Source organism: Frankia tisae, from assembly GCF_025403405.1.
GTDB classification, from domain to species: Bacteria; Actinomycetota; Actinomycetes; order Frankiales; family Frankiaceae; genus Frankia; species Frankia tisai.
The window spans coordinates 1-1,636 of the sequence record NZ_JANEZT010000662.1 but is presented as its reverse complement, the minus strand read 5'-3'; the positions used below and the strand labels follow the sequence as shown (position 1 = coordinate 1,636).

The 1,636-nt window shown below is 67.0% G+C and carries 1 protein-coding gene; it reads left to right on the top strand.

Annotation, left to right across the window (positions count from 1 at the left end; genetic code table 11):
* Window positions 1-76 precede the first annotated feature (76 nt).
* Window positions 77-1,596 (top strand): IS3 family transposase gene (locus tag NBZ85_RS30925; protein ID WP_438803124.1). Its coding sequence is split into 2 segments (ribosomal slippage): window positions 77-470 and window positions 470-1,596, totalling 1,521 coding nucleotides; the frame shifts between segments, so codons are not numbered across the junction.
* Window positions 1,597-1,636: the final 40 nt, after the last annotated feature.

The following is a 1,636-nucleotide window of genomic DNA, read 5'->3' as shown; positions in this document are numbered from 1 at the left end:
CCCTACCTGTCAAGATGGTGCGAGACAGGCGATGTCTGTCAACCAGTGACGAGGGCGGGTAGGGAGCGCGAGCCAGATGGACACGGGGCTGACAGCAGCTCGCCGGCCGGTCGACGATGGTCCGGTGAGCGAGGACGAGGCGCAGCAAGGGCGCCGGCCGGATCCGGAGGTGCCCGCGAAGGCGAGGCGGCGGCAGTTCTCGTCCGCCTACAAGATGCGGATCTTGAACGAGTATGAGGCGGCGACCGCGCCGGGCGCGAAGGGTGCGATCCTGCGCCGGGAAGGCCTGTACTCTGCGCACCTCGTCGAATGGCGGAAACTCCGCGATGCGGGTGCGTCGGCGGGTCTGTCGAAGCCGAAAGGTCGGCCGCCGGCCGACGAGCGGGACAAGGAACTGGAAAAACTGCGGGCCGAGAAACTGAAGTTGGAGAAGGAGCTGGCGAAGGCCCAGTTCGTGATCGACGTCCAGGGAAAACTTGCCGCGCTCTTGGAGAAGCTGTCCGAGAGCGCTCCCGACGAGAACCCCGCCTCACCGAAGAAGCCGAACGGCTGACCGAGGAAGCCCTCGCCCGACTGGTTCCCGAGATCGGTACCAAAGCCGCCTGCGAGGTGGTGGGACGGTCGAGGGCCACGCATTACCGGCGGCATCGGAAAAGCCCCGCGCCGGCCCGTCCGGTCCCGGTCCCGCACCGGGCGCGGCGCCAGCCTCGGGCGTTGGGCGCCGCGGAACGCGACCGGGTCCTGGCCGTGCTGCACTCGCCGCGGTTCGCCGACGCCAGTCCCGCCCAGGTCTGGGCGACCCTGCTCGACGAGGGCGTCTACCTGTGCTCCCAGCGCACCATGTACCGGCTGCTCGCCGAGGCCGGCGAGACCCGGGACCGCCGTGCCCAGGCCACCCACCCTCCCAAGGTCAAACCCGAGCTCCTCGCGAACGGGCCGAACGAGGTGTGGACGTGGGATATCACCAAACTCCTCGGCCCGAAGAAATGGACCTACTACTATCTGTATGTCATCTTGGATGTGTACAGCCGTTATGTGGTCGGCTGGATGCTGGCGGACAACGAGTCCGCCGCACTCGCTGAGACCTTGATAGCCGAGACCTGCACCAAACAAGGAATACTGCCGGGGCAGCTGACGGTGCACGCCGACCGTGGCAGCTCCATGACGTCGAAGCCGGTGGCGTTCCTGTTCGCCGACCTTGGGATCGTCCAGTCCCACTCGCGTCCCAGGACGTCCAACGACAATCCCTACTCCGAGTCCCAGTTCAAGACACTCAAGTACCGGCCCGACTTTCCCAGGACCTTTGACAGCCGCGAACGTGCCCGCGTCTGGTGCCGGGAGTTCTTCGACTACTACAACAACGACCACCGGCATTCAGGGATCGGTCTGCTCGCGCCGACGGTCGTGCACCACGGCCAGGCCGACGCCGTCCGCGCGGCCCGCGCCGCGGTCCTGGACACCGCCTACGCGGCCCGGCCCGAGCGGTTCGTCCGCCGGCCACCCGTGCCACCGCCATCACCGGCACCCGCCTGGATCAACCAACCCGCGCAGGTCCCGACCCAACCAGACACCCCGACGGAACCATCCCCTCAGTAATTTCTACAAGACCTTGTCTCGAACAGGTTGACAGGTTCCG